We start from the raw sequence: 17956 nt of genomic DNA, 5'->3' as shown, positions 1-17956 counted from the left end.
GTTTTGATATATACTTCATCCACCTGGGAACCGCTATATTTAACTATTATGTTTATCAAGTAACATACTAAAAATTAACATTTGCTTTATAAATAACCGCTTTCCTTCTTAACTTGACTTATATTGAAAAATAATCAAAAGCTTTGACTAAATTATGATATTTATCTGAGGAAAAATACTTATGGTTATTTAATTTATCTATATATTCATTGAATTGTTACTTACTAGACAACAGATTTGTATTGTTAATAGGACTTACGCACAACTTACGGATTAACGTAGACGCGGAGCGGTGAAGCAGCGCGGTCTTGGGGGTTTCCCCCATGAGCGACTGCTGAACCCGAAGGGCTTGCCGCAGGCTACCACAGAGGCGCAGAGAAGCCAGTGCGTTGCGGTGAATCCAGCGCTGTAGGCGGGTTTCCCGCCGTAGGCGACTGGTGAACCCGAAGGGGGGTTCCCCCCGTTGTAGCAACTGGCGCGACACAGAGAAATCAGAGTTTGAGAGAGTTTTTGCGTAAGTCCTAGTTAATTTCCAAAGAAAAGCAGGGGGCAGCTATGCTGGAGGCAGAAGGAAGAAGGAAGAAAACACTCAATTGCTGGGTGATTGCCCAGTCAAAAAAAATAATTGGATCAAGCGTCCGCAAGTCTTGAGGCGGCACCGTACATTAGGCATTCCCAGTCGGAGACTGGGAACGAGGTAAATCTCTCACACATTTATATAGTCATAAATTATACTTTTATGCTGGATTTTATTCAAAATTCACATCAGTAAGAGTATAGGGTATTTATAAAATAACTTTAAAGGAATGATTTAGATTCTGTAAAGTATGCTATTCTTTTTATTAATTCAATGCTTTAAAGTGGTTAGAGAAAGTAGTTATTTAATTAATATTTTGAAATTAAAAATAGCTAAATATAACTGCTTTGTGATCGTTTCATTACTTTTGTAACTAGGATAAGCTCGGATTAAAGGTGGTGTCTTTTCTGTAACGAACTTGTCAACTTTCCTGGGTCAAATCCCATAAAATATATTATCCTGGACGTTGAAACTGGCTATGACATTGATCAAAATACAGAACGTTGTCATTAATATCAGCTACGTTGCTGTGGTTAGCCTAGATAATCAAACGGTTTCGGATGAAAAAAGCGTTTCTCTTCCCTTAGCTAATCCTCAGTTTCCATCGCTCCACTGGGATACCATTGCTCCAAATCTCTACTATTACAAATGCATTGAATTCACTGGTCAAGCAGTTATTACACTCCAAGACTATTTTACCAGTTTTAACAACGTCATCGACCGTACCAATTTGAGATTTTGGATTTTGGATTTTGGATTTTTTTGGTTCATGCTCCGCTCATTGTGGGTGGAACAAATCTAAAAGACGCTCGTAAGGACGCTCTCTACGAGAAGGAAGCAAATCTAAAATTGCAAATCTAAAATCCAAAATTGGTTGACCTATTGCCACAATATTAAGAGTCTAGCGTTGTAGAACATTTTTTCGCGATGTCTACGACGGGCTACGCCTACGCTGTGTGCCAAAATCGCCTATAAACCTAAGGCTTTCTCAGGGCAGTATGTGTCGTGTGGTGTCGATTTTGAGAAAAGCATTTAGCACAGATAGGATAGCTAGCTGCTTACAAGACAAGAGATTTTGATTATTTAGTAGGCAACAGAAATTACTGTAGCTACACAATCCACAGTACTAACTATGCCCTATGTCTGCTTATTCAATTGATACTGCCTTAGCGGAGTTAGAAAGCCTTGTCAATAAATGTGAAAAGGCTGTAATGAGGTCTATAGAGGAAAAAAAAATGAAGTCAGATAGATCAGATAAATCAGTGTCAACCAACAAAATTAACAGACAATTACAACACAATCCTATAGCCATTGTGGGTATGGCTTCTCTATTGCCAAAAGCCCGAAATTTGCGGGAGTACTGGCAAAATATCGTAAATAAGATTGACTGTATTACTGATGTTCCTTCCACCCACTGGAGCGTCGAAGATTATTACGATCCGAATCCCAGAACTACTGAAGATAAAACCTACTGTAAAAGAGGTGGGTTTCTTCCAGAGGTAGATTTTAACCCGATGGAATTCGGCATACCACCCAGTATTTTGGAAGTCACAGATGTATCGCAACTATTAAGTTTAGTGGTTGCGAAAGAGGCGATGGAAGATGCAGGTTATGGCGAAAAACGTGAGTTTAACCGCGAGATGGTTGGGGTAATCTTAGGCGTGGCTATGGCCAAGCAATTAGGAATGCCACTTTCAGCCAGGTTGGAATATCCGATTTGGGAAAAAGCACTTAAAAGCAGTGGTTTATCCGATGAGGATACGCAAAAAATCGTTGATAAAATCAAAAGCGCTTATGTGAAGTGGGATGAGAACGCTTTCCCTGGAATGTTAGCTAACGTAGTCGCGGGTAGAATTGCCAACCGCCTAAATTTTGGCGGCATGAACTGCGTAGTTGATGCCGCTTGCGCTAGTTCCTTCGGTGCTTTAAAAATGGCAATTAGCGAACTAGTTGAGCATCGTTCTGACATGATGCTAACTGGCGGCGTTGATACCGACAACACGATCATGGCTTTCATATCCTTCAGCAAAACACCGGCGGTTTCTCCTAGCGAGAGTGTCAAACCTTTCGATGCTAAATCCGATGGGATGATGCTGGGTGAAGGTATCGGCATGATTGTCCTCAAACGGTTGGAAGATGCTGAACGTGATAACGATAAAATCTATGCCGTAATCAAAGGCATTGGTACCTCCAGCGATGGGCGTTATAAGAGCATTTATGCCCCCCGCAAAGAAGGCCAAATTAAAGCCTTAGAACGTGCTTATGAAGATGCCGGCTTCTCTCCCGCTACTGTTGGTTTGATGGAAGCACATGGCACCGGCACAATGGCTGGAGATCCGACAGAATTCGGATCATTAAAAGACTTCTTTGATGTTCATGATCACAAAAAGCAGCACATCGCTTTGGGTAGTGTGAAATCACAAATTGGACACACAAAAGCGGCTGCGGGTGCGGCGAGTTTGATTAAAACTGCTTTGGCTTTACATCACAAAGTATTACCGCCCACAATTAACATCACTGAGCCGAACCCCAAACTCAACATTAAAAATTCATCCTTCTATCTAAATACTGAAACCAGACCTTGGATTCGTCCAGAAGGGGAAGCGCCCAGACGCGCAGGTGTGAGTTCTTTTGGCTTTGGCGGCACCAACTATCACGTCGTTTTGGAAGAATATGAAGCCGACCAAAACCACGCTTACCGCTTACATAGTGATGCTAGTGAAGTGCTGTTATTTGCTCCCACAGTAGACCAATTGTTGAGCAAATCTGAAGAGATTTTAGCTAAGTTGCGTTCACGAAGTGACTCCGGAGGAGTATCGCCTGAAGCAAAAACACATTATGCACAATTAGTCAAGGAATGCAAATCGCCACAGATTCCCCTGTCTGCTGCCAGATTTGGGTTTGTAGCTGAGAATCTCGAAGAAGCTTGCAAGTTGCTGCAAACTAGCATTGAGTGGCTGAAACACAAAGGGTCAGCAGCATCTTGGGAGCATCCCCAAGGGATTTATTACCGCGCCTCTGGTATGGAGTTGGGCGGAAAAGTTGTCGCTCTATTTTCTGGTCAAGGTTCGCAATACTTGGAGATGGGCCGGGAATTGGTGATGAATTTTCCTTTGATGCGGCGTCTTCATGGCTATATGGATAGCTTGTTAATCAAAGATAATTTACAGCCGCTTTCAGAGATAGTTTTTCCTCATCCTGTGTTTGAGGAAGCAGAAAAGAATGCCCAAATTGCTGCCTTACAACGCACAGAATACGCTCAACCAGCCATTGGAGTGTTGAGTGCAGGGATGTACAGCATACTGCAACAAGCTGGGTTCAAATCAGATTTTGTTGCGGGTCATAGTTTCGGGGAACTCACAGCTTTGTGGGCTGCGGGGGTTTTGAGTACTGAAGATTACTTGTTCCTGGTGAAAGCTAGGGGTCAAGCAATGGCTGCACCCGAAGACCCGGATCATGATGCGGGTAGTATGTTGGCTGTCAAAGAAGAGATCAGCAAAGTCGAAGCAGTGCTGAGACATTTTCCGCAAGTTGCGATCGCTAATCAAAATTCTCCGACTCAATTTGTCTTGGCTGGCCCCACCGCAGAAATAGTGAGAGTTAGAGAGGCTTTACACGAGAAAGGATACACAGCTGTATTGTTACCTGTATCAGCAGCTTTCCATACACCGCTAATCGCCTTTGCTCAAAAATCCTTTGCGATCGCCACCAAGTCAGTCAAGTTCCAAAGTCCCAAAATTCCTGTTTACAGCAACGTCACCAGCAAGCAGTATCCCAAAGAAGCCCAAGGTATTCAAAAAATCCTGGAAACGCACCTTTCCAATTCAGTGCTGTTTAAACAGGAAATTGAAAATATCTATGCAGCCGGTGGTACTTGCTTCGTGGAATTTGGGCCAAGAAGAATTCTCACCAACTTGGTAAAAGATATCCTTGGCGATCGCCCACATATTACCGTATCTTTGAACCCCAGCACTCAAAAGAATAGCGATCGCTCTTTGCGAGAAGCAGCTGTGCAGTTGCGGGTAATTGGCTTGGCTTTGAATAACCTCGATCCTTACCAACTTCCCCAAACTATACCGCCAATTGAGACGAAGAAGACATTAAATGTCCGTTTAAACGGCATCAACTACAGATCCGAAAAAACGAAAAATGCCTTCGCTCTAGCTTTGCAGGATGGGCATAAAGTCACATTACCTACCCCCGAATATGCTGATGCGACTCCTTTATTTAGCAGCCCAGGTGTGACTCCAACTCTCGCAGCGATCGAGACTAACGGACATAAGAAATCCACTCCAACAATGAACGGTGTGACTTCTAATATCATCACCCAAACAGAGCAACAAATGAATCCTGTGACCTTTTCACAACCAGCCCAGGAATCTAAGATGCAACCAACGCCAGAAAAACTTACAAATTATCAACAGCTTTTAGAAAGTTTAGAATATCTCCTGACACAGTTCCAGGAAAATCAAGCCGAGAATTTGCAAGTTCACGGTACTTATCTCAACCATCAAATGGAATACGCCAAAGCATTTTTCCAACTGATGCAGCAGCAGAATTCCTTGTTGAGTGAAAGTAAATCAACAGCCGAAACTGCCAAAATGAAGCTAGTTGTCATGGAAAGCTTAGAGCGTAGCATGATGCAGTTTCACTCCCAACAAGGTGAAACCCTACGCATCCATGAACAATATCTTCAAGAACAGTTGGAATATACCAAAAACTTTTTCCAACTCATACAGCAAGAGTATTCTCAAATCATCTCTGGTGAAGGAGGAACTCAACTCACAGAGAAACTAAGCAATTTCATCCCATTCACAACAGAAACAACTGTTACTGATGCACCAGTACCTACTACTACCAAGATAGTAGAAAGCCAGCCTCTACCTGTAACTGAGCCAGTAGCTAAAAATGGCTCAACTGTTACCCAAGAACCTCTCCCAACTGCTGTAGAGCCTGTAGTTGCAACTTCTGTATCTCCCTCTTCTAATAAGGCTGAAAATTCCGCTTCTTTGCTCCCTAATCTCTTCTCCCCACTCCCTACTTTTGAGACAGTAGAGCCTGTAGTCGAGCCACCTGTCCCAGTAGTAGAACCCCAAGCCGAGGTTGTAGTCAAAATTAGCTCACCCCCAGTCAACGAAGTTGTTGCATTCACCCCAGAACCAGCACCCACAACTGCTGCACCTGTATCTGGCGCAACCATCGATATTGTTGACTTAGATAAAAACCTGTTAGCAATCACCAGCGACAAGACCGGCTACCCAGTCGAGATGCTGGAAATGGATATGGACATGGAGGCGGATTTAGGAATTGACTCCATCAAACGGGTGGAAATCTTAGGGGCGCTACAGGAAATGTACCCCAACCTACCCAAGCCGAATTTAGAAGAACTGTCAGAAAAACGTACCATTGGTCAAGTTGTAGAGTATCTGCAATCCCACGCTTCCAAAAGTATTACTGTAGAAATTGCAGTTCACGAAGTACAACAAGCAACTGAGATTCTAGTAGAGGCTGCACCAGTAGTTGAGGTAGTAACTTCACCTGAACCAAGCCTAGTTGTCGCATTCACACCAGAACCAGAACCCGCTACAAGTGATGAATTTGCAGACTTAGGTGAAAACCTACTAGCTATTACCAGTGATAAGACCGGCTATCCAGTCGAGATGCTGGAACTGGAAATGGACATGGAAGCCGACTTAGGGATTGACTCCATCAAACGGGTGGAAATACTAGGGGCGATGCAAGAAATGTACCCCAACTTACCTAAGCCAAATATCGAAGAACTCGGAGACCTCCGCACCATTGGTCAAATAGTCGATTACCTACAGCAGTTGGCTGGAGGTGAAAAAAAAAAGTCTGAGCCTGAGTTTGTCCAACAGCAACCACCGGAATTAGAGCATAATATCCAGCGCCATCCGGTCAAACTCAGAAGCTTACCACAGCCCGATTACTTGGATTTCACACTACCAGAGGGACACATCGGTTTAATCACCGATGATGGTTCCCTCACCACCTATAAATTAGCTGAATCCCTAATCGAGAAAGGCTGGAAGGTAGTAGTTGTAAGCTTTCCCCAATCGCTGATCGCCCAACAAGCGCCCTTACCCACAGGAGTAACCCGCGTCACCTTAGCAAACTTGAGTGAAGAACATCTTCAACAACAATTGCAAGCGATCGCATCTCACTGCGGAACGATTGGGGCCTTCATCCATCTACATCCGATGTTTGTAGCAAATAACACTGGGGCAATTTCCTATAACGAACAAGAAAAGGCGATCGTCAAGCACGTATTTTTGATGGCGAAACACCTCAAACCTTCCCTCAACGAAGCCGCACGTCATGGACGTAGTTGTTTTTGCACAGTTGCTCATCTCGATGGTGCATTCGGCTTAGAGTACAAAGTCAACTTCGGTGCGATCGGCGCTGGTTTATTTGGATTAACCAAAACCCTCAGATGGGAATGGCCAAAAGTTTTCACTCGTGCGATCGACCTCAGCCCCAGACTTGACGCCAAACAGTCAGTACAAAACATCATCGCCGAGCTTCACGACCCCAATCTTTATATTAGTGAGGTTGGCTACGGCTCACAAGGGCGAGTCACTTTAATTGCCGATTAAAAATCTCTTCATCTCTTCTCTCAGCGCTCTCTGCGTCTCTGTGGTTCGTTTAAAAAAACCGCAGAGGCGCAGAGGACACAGAGAAAGAGATAGGAAACAACTTGCCTTAATTACGAATTACGAATTACGAATTAATATCAGAGGATCTATGACACAAACAGCCCAGCTTAGTCCATCATCAGTCTTTGTTGTGAGCGGCGGTGCAAAAGGGATTACGGCTGAGTGTACTATTAGATTAGCCCAACAGCAACCCTGTAAATTTATCCTCCTCGGTCGCTCCGAACTATTAGAAACCGAACCAGCTTTTGCTCAAAATTCTGACGAATCTGCATTGAAAAAATGCATCATGGAAAATCTTCTTTCTCAAGGAGAGAAGCCGACACCCATGAATGTGCAAAAGATATATAACAAAATTACCTCCAGCCGCGAAATTCAAAAGACTCTAGCAGCAATTGAAAAAACCGGAGCGAAAGCAGAATATATCAGCGTCGATGTTACAGACACGGAAGCTTTACAAGAAAAACTTGCCAATGCTGTGCAACATCTCGGCCCAATTACAGGAATCATTCACGGCGCGGGAAACTTAGCTGATAAGTTAATTGAAAAGAAAACAGAGCAAGATTTTGAAAAAGTTTACACCGCCAAAGTTCAAGGTTTAGAAAACCTGTTAGCTTGCGTCAACCCTAATGAACTTCAACATTTAGTTTTGTTTTCTTCCGTAACAGGCTTTTACGGAAATCCCGGACAATCTGATTATGCGATCGCTAATGAAATTCTGAACAAATCAGCCCATATATTTAAGCAAAGCTATCCCTCGTGTCATGTAGTCGCTATCAACTGGGGCGCTTGGGACAGTGGAATGGTGACAGCAGAATTAAAGAAAGTGTTTCAAGAGCGAAAAATCGAAATAATTCCCGTTGCAGTTGGGGCACAAATGCTCGTGAAAGAAATGGATAATACCAATCACGCAACCGCACAAGTTGTTATTGGTAGTCCACTAGTTCCACAGGCTAAAGAGTTAGATTCAGAACTACGAACCTATCGTATCCGTCGCCAAATGACATTGGAAGCTAATCCATTTTTAGACGATCATACTATTGCTGGTTCTCCAGTTTTACCAGCAACTTGTGCAATGACATGGATGATCAATACCTGTGAACAACTTTATCCAGGTTACAAATTGTTCCATCACCAAAATTTTAAAATTTTGAAGGGGATTACTTTCAATGAATCCTTAGCAAAGGAACATATTTTAGAAATAGAAGAAATTTCCAAGGTTAGCTTTGAAAACATCGAAGTTAAAGCAACAATCTTGAGTAAAAACCCAGAAGGAAAAATTCATTATCATTTTAGCGCTCAACTCAATCTCCAGCAAAAAATCCCCATTTCCCCCCCTTATGAATCAATTAATCTTGAAGAAGATAACATCATCACCACTAGAGGAAAAGCTTTTTATCAAAATGGAGGAGATACATTATTTCATGGCCCTGCTTTTCAGGAAGTCACAAAAGTCTTAAACATCAGTCCTGAAAAAATCACTACAGAATGTCTTTGGCAAGAAATTAGCGACAAACAACAAGGACAATTTCCAGTGCAATGGATCAATCCTTATACGATTGACTTGAGTATGCACGCGTTATGGATTTGGACACAGCACTTTCATCAAGAAGCTTGTTTACCTGGTAGGGTGGAAAAATATGAACAGTTTGTAGCTACACCACATAACAAACCTTTTTACGTTTCTTGTGAAGTAAAAGCGAAAACAGCAACTAGTGTAATTGCTGATTTTATCATACATGACCGTCAAGGACAAATATATTCGCGTATGCTCGGTGCCCACGCCATTATTTGGTCAATGAAATTGCTCAGAAGTTAGTAGTCTATCAAGTTGAAAGTTCGTAGTAAGGACTTAAGTCCTTCTTTTATAAGATAAGCACTAAAGTGCTTACTACAAACAAAACTAGTAGTAATCTTACGATTGCTATAACTTGCATCTTCAAAGTTTGGGGAACAGCGTAAATCCTGCCTTTTAAATTATCTCTTGCCTAATACCCAAACTCGGAGCATATCAGCAGTGGAAAAAATAGCCATTATCGGATTATCATGCCTATTCCCCGATGCGAAAAATCCTGAAGAATACTGGCAGAATATCGTTAATCAAAAAGATTCCACATCCTCTGCAACAGTCGCAGAAATCGGAGTAGATCCGACAATCTTTCACAATCCAGTTAAAGGTACACTAGATAAAACCTATTCTCTCAAAGGCGGATACATCCGTAACTTTCAGTTTGACCCTGGTGAATACAATCTACCATCAGAATTTGTTGCTGGTTTAGATAATACCTTTAAATGGTCGTTGTATGCTGCTAAACAAGCAATTGTGCATAGTGGTTATTGGGGTAATCAAACTGTTCTCTCAAAATGTGGTGTAATTTTAGGTAATCTTTCGCTTCCGACTAAATTATCTAATCAATTATTCTCTCCAATTTACCAGCAAGCTATTACCCCTGCTGTCAGAGAACTTTTGGAGTATGAAGACTTTGATTTAGCTACTCTCCCAACTGCAACAAAAGCATCTTTGTACAATGCCCTGATATCTGGTTTACCAGCATCTATCATTGCTCAAGCTCTATCTCTATCCCAGATTAATTTATGTCTGGATGCTGCTTGTTCGTCATCATTTTATGCTATCAAACTAGCATCTCATTACTTATGGTCGCATAAAGCTGATGTCATGTTAGCTGGAGCTATAAGTTGTGCAGATTCCCTCTTCGTGCGGATGTTATTTTCCGGTGTTCAAGGATATCCAGAAAACGGCATCAGTCGTCCCTTTGATAAGTCCTCTAGAGGGCTAATTCCCGCCGATGGTGTTGGGATGGTGATGCTGAAAAGATATTCTGATGCCGTTAGAGATGGTGATAATATTCTCGCCACTATCTGCGGTAACGGACTCTCAAATGATGGCAAAGGTAAGCACCTACTCAGCCCTAATTCTAAAGGACAAATCTTAGCTTTTGAACGAGCTTATAATGAGGCGAAAATTAGTCCAAAAAGCATCGATTATTTAGAGTGTCACGCTACTGGCACATTACTAGGAGATACAACCGAATTCAATTCTATAGAAACCTTCTTTGGTAAAAAGCAAGCTGCCCCTCTGGTGGGTTCTGCCAAGGCAAATACAGGTCACTTGCTAACTGCTGCTGGCATGGTTGGCTTGACAAAGGTAATTTTGAGTATGTCGCATGCTGTAATTCCAGCAACCATCAATGTTTCGGAACCTTTAACTTCAGAAAAAAGTACAATTTTCGCCGAAAAAATTGTTACAAAAGCTACGGCATGGCCGAATAATAACGCACCAATTAAACGGGCGGCTATTAGCGCTTTTGGTTTTGGCGGCACTAATTCTCATCTGATTTTAGAACAAGGAACTACAACACAACCAGTTGAATCAACTCCACCTGTTCCACCTGTAAAAATTGCCATTGTCGGCATGGATGCTTTTTTTGGTAACTGCAACGGTTTAGATGCTTTTGAACGCAGTATTTATGATGGAACCCAGCATTTTATTTCCCTACCCCCTCAAAGATGGCATGGGATAGAAAATCAAGAAAATGTCCTGAAAGAGTACGGTTTGGCAGATGGTAAAGCACCAGTTGGGGCATATATCAAAGATTTTGAAATCGATACTTTATCGTGCAAAATCCCACCGAATGAAATCGAAAAGTTAAACCCACAACAATTATTGCTGCTGAAAGTTAGCGATCGCGCCGTGAAAGATGCGAAACTACAGGAGGGCGGTAATGTCGCAGTTATTATCGCTGCTGAGACAGAGTTTTCCGTACATCAGCTACAACAAAGATGGAATTTATCTTGGCAAGTTAAGGACGGCTTACTAAATCAAGGAATTTCTTTACCTGCTGAACAGTTAGCGCAACTGGAAACCATTGTCAAAGATAGCATTCACCAACCTGTAGAAATTGGCGAATATGTGAGTCACATCGCCAACATCATGGCGAGTCGAATTTCAGCTTTGTGGAATTTCACTGGCCCTGCATTCACCATCACCTCTGGCGAAAATTCTGCCCTCAAAGCGTTGGAAGTTGCACAAATGCTACTCGCTACGGGTGAAGTTGATGCAGTCGTTGTGGGTGCGGTAGATTTGGCAGGTGGTGTGGAAAATGTCTTGTTCCGCAGCCAATTTGCACCAATTAATACGGGTGTCAATACGTTGGGTTATGACCAACAAGCTAACGGCTGGATGGTTGGCGAAGGTGCTGGTGCTGTTGTCCTCAAGCGCTACGAAGCTGCTAAGGAAGATAACGAACGCATCTATGCAGTTATTGATGCCATGAGTTTTGCACAAGGTAATTCTACTGACAGTAAGGCTCTGGTAAAACCTGATGCTTCAGCTATCAGCAATGTCTGCAACCAAGCTTTCCAAATGGCAGATATTCAACCCACAGATGTTAACTATGTAGAAGTCTTTGGTAGTGGCGTTCCCCAGGAGGATGAAGCCGAAATCACAGGTTTACTGCAAGCTTATCCAAAAGTGGGCAATGGTCTGCACTGTGCGTTGGGCAGCGTCAAAGCCAATATCGGCCACACCTATACAGCATCGGGAATCGCTAGCCTAATCAAAACCGCTCTCTGTCTTTATTACAGGTATATTCCCGCCACACCCAAATGGTCTGGTGTCAAAACACCGCAAGTATGGTCAGGTAGCCCCTTCTATGTGGCAATGGAATCAAGACCTTGGTTTGTCGATAAAGGCGGCACACGCAGAGTAGCAGCAATTAATAGCATGGGTATAGATGGCAGTTACGCCCATTTAATCTTATCGGAGGAACCCAGCCAAGAGGAGCGTGATAACAGATATTTGCAACAAATGCCTTTTCATCTGTTCCCTATAGCAGTTAGCGATCGCTCCACTATACCCGATATCCTAAACCATCTTCAAAAATCCATTGAAGCTAGTTCTTCTTTATCAGCTACCGCCAGCGAAACATTCGCTAATTTTGAACAGCAATCTGAGACAAAATACGTCTTATCAATCACAGGACGTAACACAAAAGATTTACTCAAAGAAATTGAATCTGCCCGTAAAGGTGTAAATAATGCTTTTGAAAACGGCACAGATTGGCAAACACCACTAGGTAGTTATTTCACAGCGAAACCATTGGGTAAAACTGGAGCAGTTGCTTATGTTTATCCCGCAGCAGTCAATTCTTATATTGGCATTGGTCGCAGTGTCTTTCGTTTATTTCCGAAAGTTTTTGAGGACTTAAAAAGTAACAATCTCTACAACCGGGCTGCCGATGTTGAAAAGCTAGTTTATCCCAGAAGTTTACCTAAATTGACAACTAGGCAACTAGAAACACTCGAAAAGCAATTGTTAGATGATTCACTGGCAATGTTTGAAAGTGAAATTGCCTTTGCTAGATACATGACAGCAATTTTTCGAGATGATTTTCAAGTCAAGCCACAATCCGTTTTTGGGTATAGCTTGGGTGAAACTAGTATGATGGTTGCCCAAGGAGTTTGGAGTGATTTTGAGGGCGGAAGTAACACCTTAAACTCATCACCTTTATTTGGCGATAAGTTATCTGGGCCGAAAAATGCTGTGCGTGAATATTGGGGATTAACAGATTCACCAAACAACAATTTTTGGAACACCTATGTTCTCATGGCTACACCATCTCAAGTTAGAGAATGCCTGAAACATGAGAATCGTGTTTACTTAACTCAAATCAATACACCAGAAGAAGTATTAATTGCTGGTGAAGATGCCGCCTGTAAGCGAGTGATTACAACTTTAGCTTGCAACGCTTTCCCGGCTCCCTTCGACCATGTGATACATTGTGAGACGATGCGATCGCAGTACGAGGAAATCAAGAAGGTAAACACTTTACCATCCCAAAATCTTCCCGGTATTGTTTTTTATTCAGCCGCCGATTATCAACCAATTGCACTTGAAAGTGAAGCGATCGCGCATAACATTGCTAAAGGATTGTGCCAAGAGCTTGATTTTCCGCAATTAGTTAATCGTGTCTACGGTGATGGTGTGCGAATATTTTTAGAAGCAGGCGCAGGTAGCGTTTGTTCACGATGGATTGATAAAATTCTCGGCAACAAAGAACACATCACAGTCTCTTTGAATCGTAGAGGAATGGATGATCATGCTTCGATGGTCAAAGCATTAGCAAAACTACTCAGTCATCAAGTGAACGTGGATTTATCACCACTGTACAGCAAAGCCCAAGAAACCGCTAATCAAAATAAAGCAACATTGAGAACAGTTACCTTGGGAGGAAAATCAATTGCGGCTACAATTTTGAGTGACGAAAATCGTAAGCTTGTTGAAGATTTTGCTGGGGATCTTAGAAGCGATCGCTTCAAAAAACAGCCTCTAAACATACCTAATCTCCAACAATCTGAAATCACAGATTCTCTTAACACTTCCAACCAGATAATCCCAGAAGAAAATTACTCCCCTAACATTTTGCCTCAGCCAGAAGAAGTAAAACCGAAAAATATCATTGATAACGGTTTTGAAACGAAAGAACAATTACAATCTTCTGAGTCAAGCGCAATTAGACAGCCAATTCCTCTTTCTTCCCCGCCTGTCATCACTCAAAAAATTAGTAGCATCATCAGCATGTTCGATTTAAATAAGACTCAGTATCAAAAGCTCAATGTGAATAATTCAAAGATAACTAAAGCGCACACAGCTTTTTTACAAGCTAGACAAGATTATAGTCAGCAAATGAGCGAAATCATTCAATTGCAACTAACTTGCGCCCAAAACTTGCTTAACGACGAATCCTGATAATAGTCTACATCTAACTTTTCATGTCATTTGGAAAAACCAATAAAAAACCTAACCCCCTAGCCCCTTCCCTACATTCGCGCAGCGTCTCGTTGGCGCAGCCTCTCGTAGAGAAGAGAGGGAATGGGGAAAATTCAAAGCCTCTCCCCTAGCTAGAAGGCCAGAGGAATGGAAGTGAGGTTTTCTAGATGCTGTGAAAAGTAAGGAGTCTACATACTTCAACCATCAATGTCCTTGGGGAAGGGAAAAGGTTAATCGGTAAAAAGAAAATATTTCTTCCCCACTCCCCACTCCCCTTCTTTAGTAATCCGAGGGATAACTGCCGTGACAACCGTAGATACGGTACTAAGTAAACACGATAATGGTCTTAATTTCTCTGCTTGGTCTTATAACAAAAACCAAGTTTGGAAAGGTTCTTTAGAAACTGTATCTTTTGAGCAACAAACCATCAAAAATAAATTGATGGTATTAGATAAACCCTGCTACATCGTGAAAGTTGCCGGAAAAATCGGTGTCACTAATGAGGGGTATTTGTCCCCTGGTGATAATGGCACAACAGCACAAGTAGAACTGTTAACATTTGCAGCACCAATCCGTATTCAACAGTTTGGAGATCCGAATTTTCTCTCCTCTCATGGAGTGAAATATGCCTACGTTACTGGCGCAATGGCTGGCGGAATCGCTTCCGAAGAAATGGTCATTGCACTCGGAAAAGAGCAAATTTTGAGTTCCTTTGGTGCAGGTGGTTTAACTCCAGACCGTTTGGAAACAGCCATAAATCGTATTCAAGAAGCTTTACCTCAAGGGCCTTATGCATTTAATTTAATTCACAGTCCTAACGAACCTGCAATTGAACGCCGGGCTGTGGATTTATACCTTAAATATCAAGTCAGAACAGTAGAAGCATCTGCATTTCTCGACTTGACCCCCAACATTGTTTATTACCGTGTTGCTGGATTGGGGTTGAATAACGCCAATCAAATTGAGATCAAAAATAAAGTCATTGCCAAAATTTCTCGCCGAGAAGTAGCCACTAAATTTCTGCAACCAGCACCAGCCAGAATTCTCAAAGAACTTCTGGAACAAGGATTAATTACCGAGTTACAAGCAACTCTTGCAGCCAAAGTTCCGATGGCTGATGATATTACCGTCGAAGCTGATTCTGGTGGTCATACAGATAACCGTCCCTTGGTTTGTTTGTTGCCTTCTATTATTGCCTTGCGGGATGAAATTCAAGCACAATATCATTACCAAACACCGATTAGAATCGGAGTAGCAGGGGGAATTGGTACACCACAATCAGCATTAGCAGCCTTTATGATGGGTGCTGCTTATATAATGACCGGTTCAATTAATCAGTCATGCGTTGAATCTGGGGCTTGTGAACATACCAAAAAATTATTAGCTCAAGCAGAAATGGCTGATATGATGATGGCCCCAGCAGCAGATATGTTTGAAATGGGGGTGAAACTGCAAGTTCTTAAACGGGGTACGATGTTCCCCATGCGAGCGCAGAAATTATTTGAACTCTATCGCGCTTATGATTCAATTGAAGAGATTCCTTTGGCAGAAAGAGAGAAATTAGAAAAACAAGTTTTTCGCAAAAGTATTGCGGAAGTATGGGAAGGAACTGCGGCTTATTTATCCCAAAAGAATCCTGAAAAACTGGGTAAAGCAGTCAATAATCCTAAACTGAAAATGGCGTTGATTTTCCGCTGGTATTTAGGATTATCTTCTCGGTGGTCTAGTTCTGGTGAAAAAGGTAGAGAAGTCGATTATCAAATTTGGTGTGGCCCGGCAATGGGCGGTTTCAATGACTGGGTACGGGGTTCCTACCTGTCTGAGCCTAATAATCGTGGGGTAGTTGATGTTGCTAATCAAATTATGACTGGTGCAGCCTTTTTGTATCGTGTCCAAAATTTGAAAATTCAAGGGCTGCAAGCTTCGGATTATTACAGTCAGTATCACCCTGTTCGTTCTACATTGTTGGAGATTTGAAAATGACTATAAAACAGTCTTTCACCGCAGCAGATATTCAAGTATTTTTGATATCTAACTTAGCTGAATTGCTAAAAGTATCAACTGATGAAATAGACATCAAAGAGCATTTAGAAAACTATGGTTTGGATTCAGCCCAAGCAATGATTCTAGTGAGCAAATTAGAAAAACTACTAGGATTTCAACCATCTCCTTTGCTTCTGTGGCATTACCCAAATATTGAAGCTCTTTCACAGCGTTTAGCTGAAGAAGTGCAAGAAGGTTCACCAGTTCAAGACACAAAAGTTGTGCGTCAGGCATCTTCTAATGCCAACGCTGCTCCCTCGGTTCTAAATTTAGGTGCCGAGGCTGTTCTTGACCCCACCATCCATCCTGGTGGTGCATCTAATGTGCTTGTAGGTGAACCCAAAAACATCTTTTTAACTGGAGGAACTGGCTTTCTAGGAGCTTTTCTTCTCTGGGAATTACTACAGGAAACTAATGCGGATATATATTGCTTAGTGCGTGCAGCTAATGCCGAAGAAGGCAAGAGCAAACTCCAAAAGAATCTCCAACAGTATGCAATTTGGCAGGAACAATTTAACTCCAGAATTATTCCGATTGTCGGCGATTTATCTCAGCCATTGTTAGGTCTTGGCTCTGAACAGTTTCAACAATTAGCTGCCAATATTGATACTATATATCATAGTGGTGCTTTGTTGAATTATGTTTTTCCCTACTCAGCACTGAAGGCAGCTAATGTTTTAGGAACTCAAGAAGTTTTGAGGCTGGCTTGTCAAATAAAAGTCAAGCCTGTACATTACGTTTCTAGCGTTGCTATTTTTGAATCACCTGCTTATGCTGGCAAGGTTGTCAAAGAACAGGATGAATTCAATCATTGGGAAGGCATTTACCTTGGTTACTCTCAAACTAAATGGGTAGCTGAAAAGTTAGTCAAAATTGCACGCGATCGCGGACTTCCTGTAACTATCTATAGACCACCACTGATTTCAGGTGATAGCAAAACAGGGATTTGTAACACACATGACTTTATCAATTTGATGACCAAGGGCTGTCTACAAATGGGAAGTTTCCCTGATGTAGATTATATGCTGGATATGTCTCCTGTAGACTATGTAAGTAAAGCCGTTGTTTATCTATCACGGCAAAAAGAATCCATAGGCAAAGCCTTCAATTTACAACATCCCCAACCCGCCGCCTTGAAAATGCTAGTTGAGTGGATACGCTCTTTTGGTTATTCAGTTAAGATGATTCCCTATGAAGAATGGCAAGCAGAGTTAATCAATAATGTGTCTTCTGTGGACAATCCTTTATACACTCTGCGACCCTTTTTGCTGGAGCGTTGGTCTGATCAACAACTGACTATTCCTGATTTGTATTTACAAGCTAAAAGACCCCATATTAGCTGCCAAGATACCCTGATTGCACTAGCAGGCAGTTCTATTGTTTGTCCCCCCATTGACTCTCAATTGTTTATGACTTATACCGCTTACTTGATTCAAAGCGGTTTCTTGAATATCGCTTAGGAACTCATAACTTGCGTCGGGTGCGTTAGGAATGTAACGCACCCTACTGGATACTTTCCGTGGGTTACGGAAGCCGTAACACACCCTACGAAACTACGAAACAAAACTTTTGTTTAGTCCATGTTCTTTAGGACTCAGTACTACTGAACAGCCAACATTTAAGATGCCAGCTAACAACTCATACACCACCAGCGGCAATATAATTGCCCTGTTTTTTCATGCTCAATAATGTAAATTTTTAGAACTTACACCTTGACAGAAGCAATCGAGGATAGAATGGTTAGTGTCGGGCATTAAAGTTTGATTTTACCCACTATTGTGAGTAATCAAATACGTGTACATAGAGCGATCGCTAGCAGTTGGACATAACCAAATTTTCTGGATTCTCAACTTTTACGATGCATAAGTCCTAAAT

7 protein-coding genes are annotated in these 17956 nt (G+C 42.0%); 6 read left to right on the top strand and 1 reads right to left on the bottom strand.

All coding sequences use genetic code 11. From position 1 onward, the window contains the following. Positions 1 to 217: 217 nt before the first annotated feature. Positions 218 to 484, bottom strand: coding sequence for a hypothetical protein (locus HWQ23_RS28935; protein ID WP_292836482.1), 267 nt, complete (start codon positions 482 to 484; stop codon positions 218 to 220). A 571-nt stretch (positions 485 to 1055) separates the two neighbouring features. Here HWQ23_RS28935 and HWQ23_RS28930 point away from each other — a divergent pair. From HWQ23_RS28930 to HWQ23_RS28905, 6 genes are all read left to right on the top strand, one after another. Beyond that, complete coding sequence (locus tag HWQ23_RS28930) at positions 1056 to 1379, top strand: hypothetical protein (RefSeq protein WP_292836481.1); 324 nt, start codon at positions 1056 to 1058, stop codon at positions 1377 to 1379. 337 nt (positions 1380 to 1716) lie between these two features. After that, positions 1717 to 7191 carry a type I polyketide synthase gene (locus HWQ23_RS28925; RefSeq protein WP_292836480.1) on the top strand — a complete coding sequence of 1825 codons (5475 nt, stop codon included), beginning with the start codon at positions 1717 to 1719 and terminating at the stop codon, positions 7189 to 7191. Between the two features lie 148 nt (positions 7192 to 7339). Then, positions 7340 to 9067, top strand: a complete 1728-nt coding sequence (locus tag HWQ23_RS28920; RefSeq protein WP_292836477.1) for an SDR family NAD(P)-dependent oxidoreductase — start codon at positions 7340 to 7342, stop codon at positions 9065 to 9067. A 198-nt stretch (positions 9068 to 9265) separates the two neighbouring features. Next, positions 9266 to 14017 (top strand): PfaB family protein, encoded by a 4752-nt coding sequence (locus tag HWQ23_RS28915; protein ID WP_292836475.1) that lies wholly within the window; start codon positions 9266 to 9268, stop codon positions 14015 to 14017. A 324-nt stretch (positions 14018 to 14341) separates the two neighbouring features. Next, positions 14342 to 16015: a PfaD family polyunsaturated fatty acid/polyketide biosynthesis protein gene (locus tag HWQ23_RS28910; RefSeq protein ID WP_292836473.1), complete on the top strand. Its 1674-nt coding sequence runs from the start codon at positions 14342 to 14344 to the stop codon at positions 16013 to 16015. Positions 16016 to 16017: 2 nt separating this feature from the next. Next, positions 16018 to 17541: a thioester reductase domain-containing protein gene (locus tag HWQ23_RS28905; protein WP_292836471.1), complete on the top strand. Its 1524-nt coding sequence runs from the start codon at positions 16018 to 16020 to the stop codon at positions 17539 to 17541. Positions 17542 to 17956 lie beyond the last annotated feature (415 nt).

Source organism: Nostoc sp. JL33, assembly GCF_017114985.1.
GTDB lineage: Bacteria > Cyanobacteriota > Cyanobacteriia > Cyanobacteriales > Nostocaceae > Nostoc.
The sequence above is the reverse complement of the archived record's forward strand: the minus strand, read 5'-3'. Positions and strand labels throughout refer to the sequence as shown.